General features: G+C 72.7%; 11 protein-coding genes. All 11 read left to right on the top strand.

What is annotated here, in order from left to right; translation table 11 throughout:
* Positions 1 to 145 precede the first annotated feature (145 nt).
* The 11 genes from glgP to ABD817_RS12540 all read left to right on the top strand — a co-directional run bounded on the left by glgP (position 146) and on the right by ABD817_RS12540 (position 16,862).
* Positions 146 to 2,728, top strand: a complete 2,583-nt coding sequence (gene glgP / locus ABD817_RS12590; protein WP_344918017.1) for an alpha-glucan family phosphorylase — start codon at positions 146 to 148, stop codon at positions 2,726 to 2,728.
* A 534-nt stretch (positions 2,729 to 3,262) separates the two neighbouring features.
* On the top strand, positions 3,263 to 5,380 hold the full coding sequence (locus tag ABD817_RS12585) for an amylo-alpha-1,6-glucosidase (RefSeq protein ID WP_344918016.1): 2,118 nt from the start codon (positions 3,263 to 3,265) through the stop codon (positions 5,378 to 5,380).
* 137 nt (positions 5,381 to 5,517) lie between these two features.
* Positions 5,518 to 6,609, top strand: coding sequence for a glycosyltransferase family 4 protein (locus tag ABD817_RS12580; RefSeq protein WP_344918015.1), 1,092 nt, complete (start codon positions 5,518 to 5,520; stop codon positions 6,607 to 6,609).
* Between the two features lie 107 nt (positions 6,610 to 6,716).
* Positions 6,717 to 7,487, top strand: coding sequence for an enoyl-CoA hydratase/isomerase family protein (locus ABD817_RS12575; protein ID WP_344918014.1), 771 nt, complete (start codon positions 6,717 to 6,719; stop codon positions 7,485 to 7,487).
* A gap of 86 nt (positions 7,488 to 7,573) precedes the next feature.
* On the top strand, positions 7,574 to 7,930 hold the full coding sequence (locus ABD817_RS12570) for a hypothetical protein (protein ID WP_344918013.1): 357 nt from the start codon (positions 7,574 to 7,576) through the stop codon (positions 7,928 to 7,930).
* Complete coding sequence (locus tag ABD817_RS12565; RefSeq protein ID WP_344918012.1) at positions 7,927 to 9,159, top strand: DUF6395 domain-containing protein; 1,233 nt, start codon at positions 7,927 to 7,929, stop codon at positions 9,157 to 9,159. The genes ABD817_RS12570 and ABD817_RS12565 overlap by 4 nt, the downstream gene beginning before the upstream one ends.
* Positions 9,156 to 9,998: a M55 family metallopeptidase gene (locus ABD817_RS12560; RefSeq protein WP_344918011.1), complete on the top strand. Its 843-nt coding sequence runs from the start codon at positions 9,156 to 9,158 to the stop codon at positions 9,996 to 9,998. Before ABD817_RS12565 ends, ABD817_RS12560 begins: the two co-directional genes overlap by 4 nt.
* Before the next feature lie 100 nt (positions 9,999 to 10,098).
* Complete coding sequence (locus tag ABD817_RS12555; RefSeq protein WP_344918010.1) at positions 10,099 to 11,775, top strand: flavin monoamine oxidase family protein; 1,677 nt, start codon at positions 10,099 to 10,101, stop codon at positions 11,773 to 11,775.
* Positions 11,776 to 11,848: 73 nt separating this feature from the next.
* Positions 11,849 to 12,406 (top strand): YbaK/EbsC family protein, encoded by a 558-nt coding sequence (locus ABD817_RS12550; protein ID WP_344918009.1) that lies wholly within the window; start codon positions 11,849 to 11,851, stop codon positions 12,404 to 12,406.
* A gap of 131 nt (positions 12,407 to 12,537) precedes the next feature.
* Positions 12,538 to 14,877: a serine/threonine-protein kinase gene (locus ABD817_RS12545; protein WP_344918008.1), complete on the top strand. Its 2,340-nt coding sequence runs from the start codon at positions 12,538 to 12,540 to the stop codon at positions 14,875 to 14,877.
* Complete coding sequence (locus ABD817_RS12540) at positions 14,877 to 16,862, top strand: serine/threonine-protein kinase (protein ID WP_344918007.1); 1,986 nt, start codon at positions 14,877 to 14,879, stop codon at positions 16,860 to 16,862. Before ABD817_RS12545 ends, ABD817_RS12540 begins: the two co-directional genes overlap by 1 nt.
* Positions 16,863 to 16,913 lie beyond the last annotated feature (51 nt).

Genomic DNA, 16,913 nt, shown 5'->3' with positions numbered 1-16,913 from the left:
TGCGGCACCTCTTACTCTTCCGCGAGTTGTCCTCACAGTCGATCACCTGTCTTTGATGTGTTTGGGGTGGATTGATAGCGGTGAGGGGGAGACGCGTGAGTGTTGAGGTCGCCCTCGTGGCGCTGAGTAACTAGGGTCTGGCACCGTGAGAGCAATCCGCAGGTTTACCGTCCGCACCGTCCTGCCGCCGGAGCTGGCCTCCCTCGGCGAGCTCGTCCTCAATTTGCGCTGGTCATGGCACCCGGAGACATTGGATCTGTTCGGCGAGGTCGATCCGGCCATCTGGGGGCGCGTCGGGTACGACCCGGTGGCCCTGCTGGGCGCCGTGGAGGCCGACAGGCTCCGTGAGCTCGCCGCCGACCGCCGCTTCCTGAGGCGGCTCGCCGACGCCGCCGACGATCTCCGCGAGTACATGACCGCCCCCCGGTGGTACCAGACCATCTCCGAGGCTCCCGGCGCCATCGCCTACTTCTCTCCCGAGTACGGCATCGCGGCCGCCCTGCCGCAGTACTCGGGAGGGCTCGGCATCCTGGCCGGGGACCACCTCAAGGCCGCCAGCGACCTCGGCGTGCCCATCCTCGCCGTCGGCCTGCTGTACCGCCACGGCTACTTCACCCAGTCCCTCTCGCCCGAGGGCTGGCAGCTGGAGCACTATCCCTCCCTCGACCCCGGCGGCCTGCCGCTCACCCTCCTGCGGGAGGAGGACGGCACCCCCGTACGCATCAAGATCAGCCTTCCCGAGCAGCGCACGCTGCACGCCCAGGTCTGGGTGCTCCAGGTCGGCAGGGTGCCGCTGCTGCTGCTCGACTCCGACGTGGCCGAGAACGACGCCGCCGCCCGCGACGTCACCGACCGCCTGTACGGCGGCGGCGGCGACCACCGGCTGCTCCAGGAACTGCTGCTCGGCGTCGGCGGCGTCCGCGCCATCCGCGCGTACTGCCGGGTCACCGGGCACGCCGAGCCCGAGGTGTTCCACACCAACGAGGGGCACGCGGGCTTCCTCGGCCTGGAGCGCATCCGCGAGCTCACCGAGGCCAGGCTCTCCTTCGACGAGGCGCTGGAGGCGGTGCGGGCCGGGACCGTCTTCACCACGCACACCCCCGTGCCCGCCGGGATCGACCGCTTCCCCGCCGAGATGATCGGCCGCCAGTTCGGCGGCGACAACGCCTGGCCCACGGTCCCCGTCGACCGCATCCTCGCGCTGGGCGCCGAGGAGGAGCCGGGCAAGTTCAACATGGCCGCGATGGGCATGCGGCTGGCCCAGCGGGTCAACGGCGTCTCCGAGCTGCACGGCGCCGTGAGCCGGGGGATGTTCCAGAGCCTGTGGCCGGGATTCGACACCGAGGAGATCCCGATCGGGTCCATCACCAACGGCGTGCACGCCCCCACCTGGGTCGGCCGGGAGATCATGGAGCTGGCCGGCCGGGAGCTGCCCACCCTGGTCGACCGCGCCCAGGGCTGGGAGAGCATCGGCAAGATCTCCGACGGCGACGTCTGGGGCATCCGGGGACGGCTGCGCGAGAAGCTGGTCGTCGCGGCCCGCGCGCGGCTCCGTCAGTCGTGGATCAACCGGGGCGCCTCGCAGGCCGAGCTCGGCTGGATCGACGACGCCCTCGACCCCGAGGTGCTCACCATCGGCTTCGCCCGCCGGGTGCCCTCGTACAAGAGGCTCACCCTGATGCTGTCCGACCCCGACCGGCTCCGCGCGCTGCTGCTCGACCCGGCCAGGCCGGTGCAGATCGTGATCGCGGGCAAGGCCCACCCGGCCGACGAGGGCGGCAAGAAGCTCATCCAGCAGATCGTGAAGTTCGCCGACTCCGAGGACGTGCGGCACCGCGTCGTCTTCCTGCCCGACTACGACATGGCCCTGGGCCAGCTGCTCGTCCAGGGCTGCGACGTGTGGATGAACAACCCGCTGCGCCCGCTGGAGGCGTGCGGCACGTCCGGGATGAAGGCCGCGCTCAACGGCGGGCTCAACCTCTCCATCCGCGACGGCTGGTGGGACGAGTGGTACGACGGCACCAACGGCTGGGCCATCCCCACCGCCGACGGCGTCGCCGACCCCGACCGCCGCGACGAGCTCGAGGCCGCCGCCCTGTACGACCTGATCGAGCACGAGGTGGCCGACCGGTTCTACGACCGGGCCGACGGGCTGCCCCGGCGCTGGCTGGAGATGGTCAGGCACACCCTGAACTCGCTCGGCCCCAAGGTGCTCGCCGGGCGGATGCTCCGCGACTACGTGGTCGGCCTCTACGCCCCGGCCGCCAGGTCCGCCCGCGCCCTCTCCGGGCAGGGGTACGAGCAGGCCAGGAGCTTCGCGGCCTGGAAGCTCCGGGTCGGCAGGGCCTGGCCGGGCGTACGGGTCGAGCACGTGGAGGCCACCGGCCTGGGCGACGGCACCCCCGAGCTCGGCACGTCCCTGGAGCTGAAGGCCACCATCGCCCTCGGCGAGCTGGAGCCCGGGGACATCCGGGTCCAGGCGGCCTACGGCCGGGTCGGCGACCACGACGACCTGGCAGCCCCCGCTTACGCCGACCTCACCGTCGAGACCGAGGGCGACGACGGCAGGGCCGTCTTCGCCGGGACCATCCCCCTCGACCGCACCGGGCCCTTCGGCTACACGGTCCGGGTCGTTCCCGACCACCCGCTGGTGGCCTCGGCCTCGGAGCTCGGCCTGGTCGCGGTGCCCGAGGAGCCCGTCGGCATGACCAACGGCACCCTGCGCTGACCGCGTGACCGCCCGGCGCGCGCGCCGGACGGTGTGACCTCCGTGATCCCTCCGGTCCTCCCGGAGGGGCACGGAGGTCTTCGCGTCTCTGCGGCCGGTTCTTCGGCCGGTCCGCTCTGGCGGACGTCCGGGGGAGGCGTGCGGACACGGAACCCGGAAGTGTGCGCGTTCCAGCACGTCGCGTGGTGAGGTGGGTAGGGTTGAGCACTCGATACCTGGCGCCCAAGAAAGGTTTCCGGCGCCGTGACCCCGGAGCGCGCCTGATCGTACGGCGGCCCGGTGGCGCGTGGCCCGCGGAGGTCGGTGCCGCGGGCCACGCGGAGGGGCTGTGGCGAGGTCGGGCGTCGGCCTCCAGGATCGCGCGGACCATCGGCTCCGGGGCACCCTCGATCCCCCGGCGCGGGCGGTGAGTCAACTCCGACAAAACCCTTTTTGTACGACAAAATGCGACAACCTACGTCTTTTGTGTAGTTCTTTCTTGTTTGTGCCGGGAATGGCTAGATAGCCGACATCTCGCACACCCTGGAGAGAACAGTGGACGCATGGACGTTCGAGGGCCAGCCGGGCGCGCTGGGCGACACCACGGTCACGCTGGTCGAGGGCGGCTCCTTCTGCGTGTGCGCCCGCAACGGTGACATGCTTCCCGGCGGGGCGCAGGGGGTCTACCACGCCGACACCCGGATCCTGTCGCGCTGGGAGCTGAGGGTGGACGATCTGCCCGTGGAGGCTCTCAGGGTGTTTCCCGCCGAGCCGTACCACGCGATGTTCCTCGGCAGCGCGGCCCCCCGCCCCGGGCGGGCCGAGAGCAGCCTGCTCGTGATCAGGGACCGCTACGTCGGGGGCGGGCTGCGCGAGGACCTGACCCTGCGCAACCTGTCCGGCGAGCCCGCCGGATGCGTGGTCGACATCCACGTCGCCTCCGACGTGGCCGACCTGTTCGAGGTGAAGGCCGGCCGGATCCGGCACGTGAGTGACGTGGAGGTGACGGCCGACAGGACGGGGCTGCTGATCGTCTCCATCTGCCGCTCGCGCGGTACCAGGGTGGTGGCCGAGCCGCCGCCGTTCGCCGTGCCCGGCGTGCTCATCTTCCGCATCGTCGTGCCGGCCCGGGGCGAGTGGACCGCCAGCCTCCAGGTCAACCCGATCCTGGAGGGCGAGGAGTCGCCCGCGTGGTTCTCCACCCACTACCCGCTGGAGCACGCGGAGCCCGCCAGGCGCCGCGCCGACTGGGAGCGCCTCAGCCCCACCGTCGTCACCTCCGACCGCGTCCTGGCCCAGGTGCTGGAACGCTCCAAGGAGGACCTCGGCGCGCTGCGGCTCTTCGAGCCCGGCCGGCCGGACGAGCCGCCGACGATCGCCGCGGGCGCTCCGTGGTTCATGACCCTGTTCGGCCGCGACTCGCTGCTGACCTCGTGGATGGCCCTGTCGCTGGACCAGTGCCTGGCACTGGGCACCCTGAGGCGCCTGGCCGGGCTGCAGGGCACCGTCGACGACCCGCTGACCGAGGAGGAGCCGGGCAAGATCCTGCACGAGTTCCGTTTCGGCAAGCAGGTCGACGCCTCGCCGCACGCGGGCCACGCCTACTACGGCTCGGTGGACTCGACCCCGCTGTTCGTGATGGTCATGGGCGAGCTGCGCCGGTGGGGCATGTACGGGGACGCCGTCGAGGAGCTCATGCCGCACGTCGACGCCGCCCTCGACTGGATCCGAGGATCCGCCGACCCCTTCCTGTCCTACCGGCGCAAGACCGACCACGGGCTGATCAACCAGGGGTGGAAGGACTCCTTCGACGGCGTCAACTTCGCCGACGGCACCATCGCCGCCCCGCCCATAGCCCTCGCCGAGGTCCAGGGCTACGTCTACGCCGCCTACATCGCCCGCGCCCACTTCGCCCACGAGGCGGGCGACAGCGCCCTGGAGGGGGAGTGGACGGCCCGCGCGGAACGCCTCAGGGACGCCTTCAACGAGCGCTTCTGGCTGCCGGACCGGGGCTACTACGCCATCGGCCTCGACGGCGCCGGGCGCGCCATCGACAGCCTCGCCTCCAACATGGGCCACTGCCTGTGGACCGGCATCGTCGACAGGGACCGGGCCCCCCACGTCGCCGAGAGGCTGCTCTCGCCGGAGATGTTCAGCGGGTACGGGGTGCGGACCCTCGCCACCACCATGGGCGCCTACAACCCGATGAGCTACCACAACGGCTCGGTCTGGCCGCACGACAACGCCCTGATCGCGGCCGGGCTGATGCGCTACGGCTTCACGGCCGAGGCCCGGCGGATCGCCTTCGGCCTGCTGGACGCGGCCGAGGTCTTCGGCTGGCGGCTGCCCGAGCTGTTCTGCGGGTTCGACCGGGCCGAGTTCACCTGGCCGGTGCCCTATCCCACCTCCTGCTCCCCGCAGGCGTGGGCCGCGGCGAGTCCCATCCAGCTGGTCAGGACCCTGCTGCGCTTCGATCCGTGGATCCCGTACGGGCGGGTGTGGCTGGACCCCGTCGACCTGGAGGGCCTGCGGATCCAGGGGCTGCCGCTCGCCGGTGCCAAGATCACGATCGAGGCCGGTCCGGACGGCGCCACCGTCAGCGGGCTGCCGGACGGGATCACCCTGATCAACGAGCCGCGCAGCCCGCTCACCGCCGCCCTGCGGGTCCACTGATCGTCTCTCTCGCGTCCCCCATGACCGTGTTTTCCAGGACCGCGTTTTCCCGGATTTCGCGTCCTTCCAGGTTTCGTGTCTCTTCAGGTGAGGTGGCCATGGTTTTTTCAAGAAATGTCACGGAATGGTCTGACGGCATGCGCATCCTGATGGTCGCGCCGCCCTGGTACGACGTGCCGCCGAGGGGCTACGGGGGCATCGAGTCGATGGTGGCCGGTCTCGTCACCGGGCTGACCCGGCGCGGGCACGACATCACGCTGGTCGGGGCCGGCCGGGCGGGGACCCCCGCGCGCTTCCTGAGCACCTACGGGCGGGCGCCCTCGGAGCGGATCGGCGAGCCGCTGCCGGAGGTCCTGCACGCCGCCAAGGCGTACGCGATGACCTCGGAGCTCGTCGTGGACGTGATCCACGATCACACCCTCGCCGGGCCGCTGACCGCGACCGCGCGGGCCGTCCCGACGGTGATCACCTGCCACGGGGAGGTGGGGGGCGAGTTCGGCGAGTACTACCGGGTACTCGGCGCCGCCGTGTCGATGGTCGCGATCTCCGAGGCCCAGCGGCGCATCGCCCCCGACCTGAACTGGTCGGGGGTGGTCCACAACGCGGTCGACGTCACGGCCTTCCCCTTCAGGGAGCGCAAGGAGGACTGGGCGCTGTGGCTGGGCCGGTTCAACGAGGACAAGGGCGCCCACCTGGCCATCGACGCCGCCCGCGCGGCGGGGCGGCGCATCCTGCTCGCCGGCAAGCTCACCGAGAAGATCGAACGCGACTACTTCGACGAGTACGTCAGGCCCAGGCTCGGCCCCGACGCCGAGTACGTCGGCGAGGCCGACACCGCGCGTAAACACGAGCTGCTGGCGGCGGCGAGGTGCCTGATCTTCCCGATCGTCTGGGAGGAGCCGTTCGGCATGGTCATGATCGAGGCCATGGCCTGCGGCACGCCCGTGGTCGCCCTCTGCCGGGGCGCGGTGCCCGAGGTGATCGTGGACGGGGTCACCGGGTTCATCCGGAGCGACACCTCGGAGCTCCCCGCGGCCATCGAGGCGGCGGACGTGCTCGACCCGCGCGCCTGCCGTTCCCGCGTGGAGCGCTTCTTCGGCGTGGAGGCGATGGCCCGCGCGTACGAGGCGATCTACCGCAGGACGATCGCCGGGCTGCCGAGGCGGGCGGGGGAGGACCCGGCCAAGAGCGCCGGGGAGAGCAGGGACCTGGCCATGCCCGTCAACTGAGACGCGCTCTATGGTGGACCACGGTACGGAGATCAGCGGGGATCGGCAGGGGCCGGCGGGGATCACGGCGCGCCCCGCGGGTCCCGGCGGCAGGCGGAAGGACGTCCATGGGTGAGTTCGTACGGGTGGAGGCGGCCGACGGGGTCGCGACGATCAGGCTCGACCGGCCGAAGATGAACGCGCTCAACCGGCGGGTCCAGCTGGAGATCGCCGAGTGCGCCCGGCGGGTGGACACCGACGACGACGTGTACGCCGTGGTCCTCTACGGGGGAGCCGTCTTCGCGGCCGGTGCCGACATCAAGGAGATGGCCGGCATGTCGTACGCCGACATGGCGGTCCATTCGCGGGTCCTTCAGGACTGCTTCACCGCCGTCGCGAGGATCGGCAAGCCCGTCGTCGCTGCCGTGACCGGCTACGCGCTCGGCGGCGGCTGCGAGCTGGCCCTGTGCGCGGACGTCAGGATCGCCGGGGAGTCGGCCAAGCTGGGCCAGCCCGAGATCCTGCTCGGCATCATCCCCGGCGCGGGCGGCACCCAGCGGCTGCCCCGGCTGATCGGCCCGGCCAGGGCCAAGGATCTCATCTTCACCGGGCGCCACGTGCCCGCCGCCGAGGCGCTGGACATCGGCCTGGTGGACCGGGTCGTCCCCGACGAGGACGTGTACACCGAGGCCCTCGCGTACGCCGCCCGGTTCGCGGGAGGTCCCGCCCTGGCGCTGCGCGCCGCCAAGCAGGCCGTGGACCGGGGCCTGGAGACCGATCTCGACACCGGCCTGGAGATCGAGCGCCTGCAGTTCTCCGGCCTGTTCGCCACCGACGACGCGGGGATCGGCATGCGAGCCTTCTCCGAGAGGTCGAAGGCGGAGTTCACCGGCCGCTGACATGTCCGCCGGGTCGGCCGGGCTTGCCGGGATCGGTCCTGGTTGATCAAGAATTGCCGGTATCGTGCCGGATTATGGTGCGGTTGGTGAAGCGTGCGCTGGTGCCCGCCCCGCTGCGGCGGGCGGTTCTCGGCTGGTTCGACTCCCGGTACATCTCCAGGGCCGACCACCGGCAGGACGTCAAGGACGCGCTCTGGGAAGTTCAGACGCTGGCCAGGGAGGTCACCTCGCTGCGCGCGGAGGTCGTCGAGCTGCGCGCGCGGGTGGCCGGGGTCAAGCTCGACCCGGCGCGGGCCGGGCGCTGGGACGACGCCCACCGGCTCGCCCAGGAGACCGCGGTCGCGCTGGACGGGGTGCTCCAGAACGAGGTGCTGCTCTGGCAGGCGGTGGACCGCGCCAACGAAGGCGCGGCGGAGGCGGCGGGAAGGGGGAGCGGCGCGTGAGAGTGGCCTGGACGGCCGACGGCGGCACCTGGCACCTGGTGTTCCGGCTGGACCCCGAGGACGGCGTCACCGGCTTCTGCGCGGACGGCCAGCCGCTGAAGCTGGCCACGAACACCTTCAGGGCCGAGCTGCCGCGAGCACCGCGTGACATCCACCCCGACCTGCTCGCCCTCGCCGCGTGGACCGTGATCGCGCCGTGGACCCGGCGCCGCGTCACCTTCGACCGGCCGATCTCTCCGGAGCTCGCCGAGGCGATCGGCGACGGCTGGGGGGTCCAGGCCGGTCCCACCGGTCTCACCGGGACGCGGGCGCGGTCCGGCGGCAGGCTGGCGATCTCCTACAGCGGCGGGGCCGACTCGGTCGCCGTGGCCGCGATGCTGCCCGACGCGCCGTTCGTGCACTTCCAGCGGGTCTCCCACTCGCGCGTGCCCAACCGGTGGACCCACTACCGCTCCGACGTCCTGGCCTCGCTGGCGGAGAAGACCGGCCGCGAGCTGACCGTCGTCCGCTCTGACCTGGAGTTCACCCTCGCCGAGCCCAGGCCCGGCTACCCCGAGCACCACGCGGTCGCCGTGGGCGCGCTGCTGATGGCCGACGAGCTCGACCTGGGAGGACTGGCCTTCGGCTACGAGCTGGGGTCGCGCTGGCTGGGGGGCGCCCGCTACATCCACCGCTACACGCCCGACAACCCGATGTGGGCCCCGCACGGCGCCTGGGGACGGGTGTTCGCCGCGGCCGGGCTGCACATCGTGCTTCCGGTGGGCGGGGTGAGCGAGGCCGTCACGATGCGGCTCGCCCTCGGCTCCGAGTTGCGCGGGCAGCTCCGCTGGTGCCTGCGCGGGGTGGGCGGCCCCTGCGGGACCTGCGGCAAGTGCCTGTACAAGGAGCTCATCCAGGCCGCCGTCGAGCGCCGCCCGCTCCGCACCACGATCACCGAGGGCCGCCCGGTCGCCCGCAAGTGGCAGCGGCCGCCCCCGTACGGGGGGCAGGAGATGATCGAGTACGGCTGCGCCCGGGTGCCCGGCATCGAGGACACGGTCTTCGCCGCGGCGGCGCGGTACCTCCGCGCGACCGAGTCCTCCACCGCCTGGCTGGACCGCTGCTACCCGCCCGCGGTCGCGGAGATTCCCGAACCGTGGCGCAAGCAGGTTCACGACTTCGTGGACGGGGAGATCGGTTTCATGAGCGAGAGCGAGGCGCGTCGCGTCGAGACGTGGGGGGCGGCGTGAAGGTCTACGTCTCGGTCGACATGGAAGGTGTCACCGGACTGACCGACCCCGAGGAGATGCACGCCGGGGGCCGGGGCTACGAGCGCGGCTGCGAGCTGATGACCGGCGACGCCAACGCGGTCGTCGAGGGGGTCTTCGACGCCGGTGCCACCGCCGTGCGCGTCAACGACGCCCACGGCTCGACCAAGAACCTCAGGATCGACCTGCTCGACGAGCGGGCGACCCTGATCAGGGGGCCGGGCAAGCCGTTGCGGATGGGACAGGGGCTCGACGCGAGCTACCGGGCGGCCTGCTTCGCCGGCTACCACGCGCGGGCCGGCGTCCAGCACGGCGTGCTCAACCACACCTGGATGGGCAAGGAGATCCACAACATCTACCTCAACGGCGAGGTCTGCGGGGAGACCCGCCTCGTCGCCTCCTTCGCCGGGACGCTCGGCGTGCCGGTGATCCTGGTGACCGGGGACGAGGCCGTCTGCGAGGAGGCCAGGGAGCTGCTCGGCGACGTGGAGACCGTCGCGGTCAAGAAGGGCATCGACCGGTTCGCCGCCGAGCTCCTGCCGCCCGCCGTCGCCCGCGCCCGGATCCGCGAGGCCGCGGCCCGCGCGCTCGACCGGGTGGCCGACTTCCGCCTCTGCGCCCCCGAGCCGCCGTTCACCCTCGGCGTCGAGTGGAACTCCACCGCCATCGCCGCCGGATGCGCGATCATCCCCGGCGTGACGGCCGCGGGCCCCCGGCACACGGAGTTCACCACCGACGACTTCTCGCAGATCATGGCCCTCCTGGGGATCTTCGCCACGATCGGCGGCCACGTCGCCTGCGGCAGCGGCGCGTACGGCTGACCCTTCCGATGCCCCTTCGCCCCACGGCTCCCCCGACCCGGATAGCCCGCGACCTGACGGTGCCCCATGTGCTGTGACGACATGTGCTGTGACGACCCCCATGAGTGACGAGACGGGCCCCGCGCGACCCGACGCCTCCGGCACGGCGGCCACCGCCGCCGAGACCGCGCCCCCCGAGACCGCGTCCACGAAGACCGCACCCGCCACGGGGGCGGGCCTGACGCGCAGGGCGCTGCTCGTCGGCGTGGGCGCGGCCGGGGGCGCCGGGGCGATGTTCGCGGCGATGGGCGCCCTCGGCCTCGCCCCCGAGTCCCAGGACAGGGACTTCACGCCCCCACGGCATTCCGACTTCTCCCTCACCGGCAGGGGAGCGGCCAAAGTGGTCGTCCTCGGCGCGGGCGTCGCCGGGCTGACCTGCGCCTACGAGCTGGGCAAGGCCGGGTACGACTGCACGGTCCTGGAGGCGTCCGGCCGGGTGGGCGGCAGGAACCTCACGCTGCGCGCGGGCGACCGGCTGGACGAGCTGGGCGGCGAGACGCAGACCGCGGCGTTCGAGGAGGGCATCTACTTCAACGCGGGGGCCGCGCGGATCGCGGCCTGGATGGTCACCATGGACTACTGCCGCGAGCTGGGCGTACCCGTCGAGATCTTCGTCAACAACAACGCCTCCGCGTACGTCTACACCCAGGACATGAGCGCCCCGCTCCGGGCGCGCGCGGCCCGCGCGGACCTGTACGGCTACGTCGCGGAGCTGCTGGCCAAGGCGAGCAACACGGGCGCGCTGGACCGCCGTCTCACCGCCGACGACCGCGAGCGGCTGGCGGAGTTCCTGCGGCGTTTCGGCGACCTCGGCCCCGACCTCGCCTACCGGCGGGACTCCAGGCGGCGGGGGTTCGAGACCTATCCCGGGGTGGGCGAGGGCGTCTCCGTGGGCACCGCCTCCTCGCTGCGCGACGTGCTCGCCGCGAACACCGGCAGGTACGTCACCATGGACTTCGGCTACGACCAGGTCATGCCCATGTTCCAGCCGGTGGGCGGCATGGACACGATCACCGACGCGCTCGCCGACGCGGTCGGCCGCGACCGGATCAGGACGGGCACCCCGGTCACCGGGGTGAGGAACCTTCCCGACGGCGTGGAGGTGACACACCGGGGCGGCACCGGGGAGGGCGTCGTCCGCGCCGACTACTGCGTCGCGACCCTGCCGCCCCACCTGTTCGCGCGCCTGCCGCACAACCTCGGCACCCCGGTCACCGCCGCGCTCCGCACGCCCGTACCCGTCTCCGCCGGCAAGATCGGGCTGGAGTACGGGAGGCGCTGGTGGGAGATCGACGACCGCATCTACGGCGGCGCCAGCGAGACGGACCTGGACATCACCCACATCTGGTACCCCTCCCACGGCTTCCACTCCCGGGGCGGTCTGGTGGTCGGCTACTACAACGTCGAGGAGAACGCCGAGGCGTACACCGGCCTCTCCCACCGCGAACGGCGCAACCGCGCGCTCACCCAGGGCAAGAAGATCCACGGGGAGAAGTACCGCGCCGAGCTGCGGTCCAGTGTCTCGATCGCCTGGCGGCGCCAGCCGTACATCGAGGGCGGCTGGGCGAGCTGGCCCTCCTTCGACGCCGCCTTCGACCTGCTGCAGCGCCCGGCGGGCCGGGTCTACTTCGCCGGTGACTGGCTCACGCACCTGACCGCCTGGCAGGCCGGCGCGATGGAGTCCGCGAGGAGGGCGGTCACCGATCTGCACCGCCGGGTGCTCCAGGCGACCTCCTGAGTGTCACCGCGCGGCCGTAAAGTCTTCGGTGCGAGAGAATTTCCGGGGGAATTCCTAGGGAGACGAGACGGCGATGGCGATCGGGACGTTGGAGTGGACGAGTGCCGTGCGGCGGCCGGACCTGCTGGCCGAGCCGGTGGCACGGGCCGTCGGCGGGCTCGGCGGGCTCGGTGGTCTTGACGGGGCCGGTGGGGTCGGCGGGATCACCGTCGCCGAGATCGACCCGGAGCTGGCCGACACGGCGGCCTTCTGCGAGCGCTACGGCGTGAGCATGGGCGAGTCGGCCAACTGCGTGATCGTGGCGGCCAGGCGCGCGGGGGAGACCCGCTACGCGGCGTGCATGGTGCTCGCCACCACGAGGGCCGACGTCAACGGGGTGATCCGGCGCCACCTGGACGCGCGGAAGATCTCGTTCGCGCCGATGGACGACGCGGTCACGCTGACCGGCATGGAGTACGGCGGGATCACCCCCCTCGGGCTGCCCGAGGACTGGCCGGTGCTCGTCGACGAGGCGGTGGCGGCCCACCCGGGGGTCGTGATCGGCAGCGGCGTCCGCCGCTCCAAACTGGCCGTGGCCGGTTCCCTGCTGGCCGGGTTGAAGACGGCGCAGGTTCTTCACCTGGCGAACTGAGGCGGAAATGAGACTAAGTGGGAGCGGGAATCGGGAAACCGTCGTGGTTCTGTGAACGTTATTCAGTCGGAAAATGTGGCCCGATGGTTCATCTCGTGGGCGAGGTCTAAGCCGATATGGTGCTTCATGCCATGAATCAGGACGACCGATTGGGTCCTTACCGGTTGCTGCGGCGGCTCGGTGAGGGCGGTATGGGCGTGGTTCACCTAGCCGTCGACCCGCAGGGCCGGCAGGTGGCGGTGAAGGTCCTCCGCGCGGAGGTGGCGGGCGACGACGTCGCGCGCCGCCGTCTTTCGCGCGAGGTCGAGACGATGCGGCGGGTGCGCAGCGAGTACATCGCGGAGGTCCTCGACGCCGACGTGACCGGCCACCGCCCCTACATCGTGACGCGCTACGTCGCGGGCAGGCCGCTGGACGAGGTCGTCAAGCAGGACGGCCCCATGGAGCTGCCCGCGCTGCTGCGGGTCGCGCACGGGGTGGCGTCGGCGCTGGCCGCCGTCCACTCGGTCGGGGTGATCCACCGCGACCTCAAGCCCGGTAACGTCCTCATCCTGGACGGCGAGCCGGTCCTCATCGACTTCGGCATCGCGCAGGCCGTCGACGCCACCCGGCTCACCCAGACCGGCATGTTCATCGGCACCCCCGGCTACCTCGCCCCCGAGATCATCGAGGGGCACGAGGCCGGACCCGAGGTCGACGTGCACGCCTGGGCGGGCACCCTGGTCTTCGCCGCCACCGGCCTGCCGCCCTTCGGCAAGGGCACGCTGGAGATGATCTTCTACAACATCACCGCGGGCAAGGCGAACGTCGACGCCGTCCCCCAGGCGCTCCAGCCGGTCCTGCGGGCCGCCCTCCAGCGCGACCCGGCCAGGCGGCCCGCCGCCGCCGAGCTGGCGGCGCGGGTCGCACGCCTGCTGCCCGCCTCCGGCAGGTCCCGGGTGCCCGACGAGGTCGCCACGGTCGCGGAGTTCGACGGCCCCGCCACCGGCTCCCGCGCTCCCGGGTCCTCCGGCGCGTTCGGTCACGGCGCCTCGGGCACGTCCGGCCAGGGCGACCGGCCGGGCCGGGACAGCCAGCCGGGTCACGGCCGTCAGGTGGCCCAGGGAGGCCAGGGGCCCACGGGATCCGGCGCCCAGGCCCCGCACGTCCCCGGCCGCCAGGGCGCCGCGGTCGACGAGCCCGGCGACGTGCCGACCCCGGTGGCGTCACGCCCGGCGGTCCAGCAGCCCACCCCCTGGCCCCCCGCCCCCGTGGCCCAGCCCCACGAGTACGTCTCGCTGCTCGGCGAGGAGCAGCCCGACCCGTGGCCCACCCGCCGGGTGACGCCCGAGGAGCTGCGCCAGGCCGCCGCGGCCCAGCAGGCCGCGTACGACCTGCCCACCGGCGCGCTCGCCCCCGAGGACATCCCCACCCGCACCCCGGGCGTCGTGCCCGGTCCGGCGTCCGGTCCGCCCATCCCCGCCGCCCGCGACCAGGGCGCCACCGCGCCGGTCTCCGACGGGGACATCCCCACCCAGCGGGTCCGCCCCCAGGACCTGCAGGAATACATCCGCCAGTACACCGGCCAGCCGGGCCAGCACGGCCAGCAGGCCCAGCACGGCCAGCAGGCCCAGCACGGTCAGCTCGGCCGGCAGGCCCAGCCGGGTCAGCAGGGCCGGTCACCGCAGTCGGGTGGCCCGCCCCCGCCGGTCTACCCGCAGCGGCAGGCCCCGCCCGACCAGCAGCAGACCCCGCACGTCCGCACCCCCACACCACCGCCCTACCCCTACCCGCACCCCCAGCCGCAGCAGCCCTCCCAGCAGCATGCCCAGCAGCCTCAGCAGCCCGTGCCGGCGGCGCTCCACCCCGGCCAGCGTCCGGGTCACGCGTTGCAGCGTTCCAAGGCGTACGGGGTGGCGAGCGTGCTGATGCTGGTCGTCATGACGGTCGCGGCGGTCATCGCCCCGGTGATCGTCGCCGTGCTGGTGATCCCGGTGGCGATCCTGCTGCGCGCCGCCGACATCGCCCAGCCGGCGCTCAACGCCAGAAGGGGGGCGGGCGAGGCGGCGGCCGACGTCTTCCGGGTGCTCGGCCAGCCGGCCGCGCTCCTGAAGTCGATCGGCATCACCGTCGCCCTCGTGCCGTACGCGCTGGTCCTCGGCCTGCCGGTGACGCTCCTGCTCACGGTGTGGGTCGGGGGCATGTCGGAGACCAACGCGCTGAGCTGGGGGACGGCCGTCACGCTCTGGACCCTCTGCGCCGGACCCGGCGTCGAGGGCCCAAGCCGCCAGATGCGACGTACGCTGGCATCACTGCTGCCGTCGCGCGGCGCGGCCATCGTCGCCGCCGCGGGGCTGGCGGCGGTGGCGGCGCTGATGGTCTTCCTGGCGATCGGCACCGTGGGAGAGAAGGCACGACAGGCGGTGTGGACGCCGGTCGACGTCGAAACGGTGGTGCAGAAACTGGAAGCCCTACGAGAGAAGGCGGCGTGATGACCGGGGACACGCGGGCGCCCGAGCGGCTGGGCCCGTACCGCCTGCTCAGGAAGATCGGCGAGGGCGGCATGGGCGTCGTCCACCTCGGGCTCGACGAGGACGGGCGCGAGGTGGCCGTCAAGGTCCTGCACCCGCACGTGGCCGCCGACCTCAAGGCCCGCGACCGGCTCACCCGCGAGGTGGAGACCATGCGGCGGGTGCGCAGCCAGCACGTCGCCGAGGTGCTCGACGCCGAGCTGACGGCGAAGCAGCCCTACATCGTGACCAGGTTCGCCCCGGGGCGCACGCTGGAGGAGACCGTCCTGGAGGACGGCCCGCTCTCCGCCGACCAGATCATCCGGCTGGCGCGGGGCATGTGCGCGGCGCTGGTGGCCATCCACGCCGCCGACGTCATCCACCGCGACTTCAAGCCGTCCAACGTGATGATCGTCAACGGTGACCCGCTGGTCATCGACTTCGGCATCGCGCACCTGGTCAACGCGACCCGGCTCACCCAGACCGGCATGTTCGTCGGCACCCCCGGCTACCTCGCCCCGGAGATCATCCGCGACTCCGAGATCACCCAGGCGGCCGACGTGCACGCGCTGGCCTCGACGGTCTTCTTCGGCGCGACCGGCAAGCCGCCGTTCGGCACGGGCAGCTTCGAGGTCGTCTGCTTCAACATCATGGAGGGCCGGGCCAACATCGACCTGGCCCCCGCGTGGCTGCGCGGCTGGCTGCGGCGGGCCCTCGCCGTCGACCCCGTCGCCCGGCCGTCCGCGACGGAGCTGCACCGGATGGCCCGCGCCCTCGACCCGAGGGTGACGGCCTTGCAGGAGACGCCGCCCACCGCCGTCCTCGACGCCGGGACGAAGGTCCTCAACGCCGACGGCACCAGGGTCCTGGACGGCCAGACCCAGTCCCAGTCCCCGGCCGCCCCGGTCTCGCCGTCCTCGCCGCCCCGGAACGGCACCCGCGCGCTGCCGCAGGACGAGGGGTACGCCGACCTGCTCCCGCCGGTCGAGTACGCCAAGCCGGAGCGGCGCGAGCGCAGGCCCAGGCAGGAGCAGGGCCAGGTGTCCGGCGCGACGGCACCGCCCCCGTACGTCCCGGCTCCCAAGCCGCCGCCCTACGTCCCCGCGCCGCCCTCGGCGCAGGCCAGGGCCGCGGCCCCGCCGCCCTTCGCCGACCAGCGGGTGGCCGGATATCCCGCGCCCCCGCCCACCGGCCAGGCGCGGCCCTACCCGCCGCCGGTCCAGGCGCGGCGTGAGGCCCCCACCCAGGACCGGCCCGCGCCCGCGCCCCGCACCCCTCCGCGGGAGCGCTACCGCGCCGCCCACCCGCTCGCCTCGATGCTGCTGCTGACCATCCTGGTGGCGCTGGCCTGCGTGCTGCCCGTGGTGGTGAGCGTGTTCGCGCTGGCCGCCGCGCTCTGCCTGCGGGTGGGCGAACACCTGCTCGGGGACCTGGCCCAGCGCCGCTCCATCCGGGGCAACAGCGCCAGCGACCCCCTGCTCGCGGTGCTCGGCACCCCGTGGGCGCTGATCAGGTCCGCGTTCGGGACGCTGGTCACCGGGGTGCTGTCCGCGATGTTCGGCATGTGCGTGTGGGGGTTCCTCGTCTACGCCGGGGACATGAACAAGAACTTCGCGGCCGCCTACGCCGCGGGTGCCTTCGTGGCCGGGCTGTTCGTCCTGCCCGGCGGGGGCAAGCCCCGCAAGGCCGTCGCCCGCACGCTGAGCGGGGTCATCCGCAGTCCCGGCGCGGGCATGGTGACCACGATCGTGCTGGGCACGCTGGCGTTCTTCGCGGTGATGGCGGCGTTCAGCGTGGTCCCGTCCTTCTCCCCGTGGCGCAACCCGACCGATGTCGTCGACAGCCTCACGGCGCAGTGGCGGCAGTCGGCGAACGAGGGCGCGATGGGCGCGCTCGACCTCGTCGGCGGGCTTTTCGACAACCTGATGAACAGCCTCGGTCTGGGATTCCTGACATTCTGGAAGTAACGGCCCGCTGACGGGTGTTTCCCGGCCGCCGACCGGTGCGCGACGGCCTTC

It is taken from the genome of Streptosporangium oxazolinicum, from assembly GCF_039537505.1.
GTDB classification, from domain to species: domain Bacteria; phylum Actinomycetota; class Actinomycetes; order Streptosporangiales; family Streptosporangiaceae; genus Streptosporangium; species Streptosporangium oxazolinicum.
The sequence above is the reverse complement of the archived record's forward strand: the minus strand, read 5'-3'. Positions and strand labels throughout refer to the sequence as shown.

Bases quoted from the DNA above. Each gene is read 5' to 3' on its own strand.
- ABD817_RS12540 (WP_344918007.1), top strand. From the start codon at position 14,877: ATGACCGGGGACACGCGGGCGCCCGAGCGGCTGGGCCCGTACCGCCTG.
- ABD817_RS12550 (WP_344918009.1), top strand. From the start codon at position 11,849: ATGGCGATCGGGACGTTGGAGTGGACGAGTGCCGTGCGGCGGCCGGAC.
- ABD817_RS12555 (WP_344918010.1), top strand. From the start codon at position 10,099: ATGAGTGACGAGACGGGCCCCGCGCGACCCGACGCCTCCGGCACGGCG.
- ABD817_RS12575 (WP_344918014.1), top strand. From the start codon at position 6,717: ATGGGTGAGTTCGTACGGGTGGAGGCGGCCGACGGGGTCGCGACGATC.
- ABD817_RS12545 (WP_344918008.1), top strand. From the start codon at position 12,538: ATGAATCAGGACGACCGATTGGGTCCTTACCGGTTGCTGCGGCGGCTC.
- ABD817_RS12580 (WP_344918015.1), top strand. From the start codon at position 5,518: ATGCGCATCCTGATGGTCGCGCCGCCCTGGTACGACGTGCCGCCGAGG.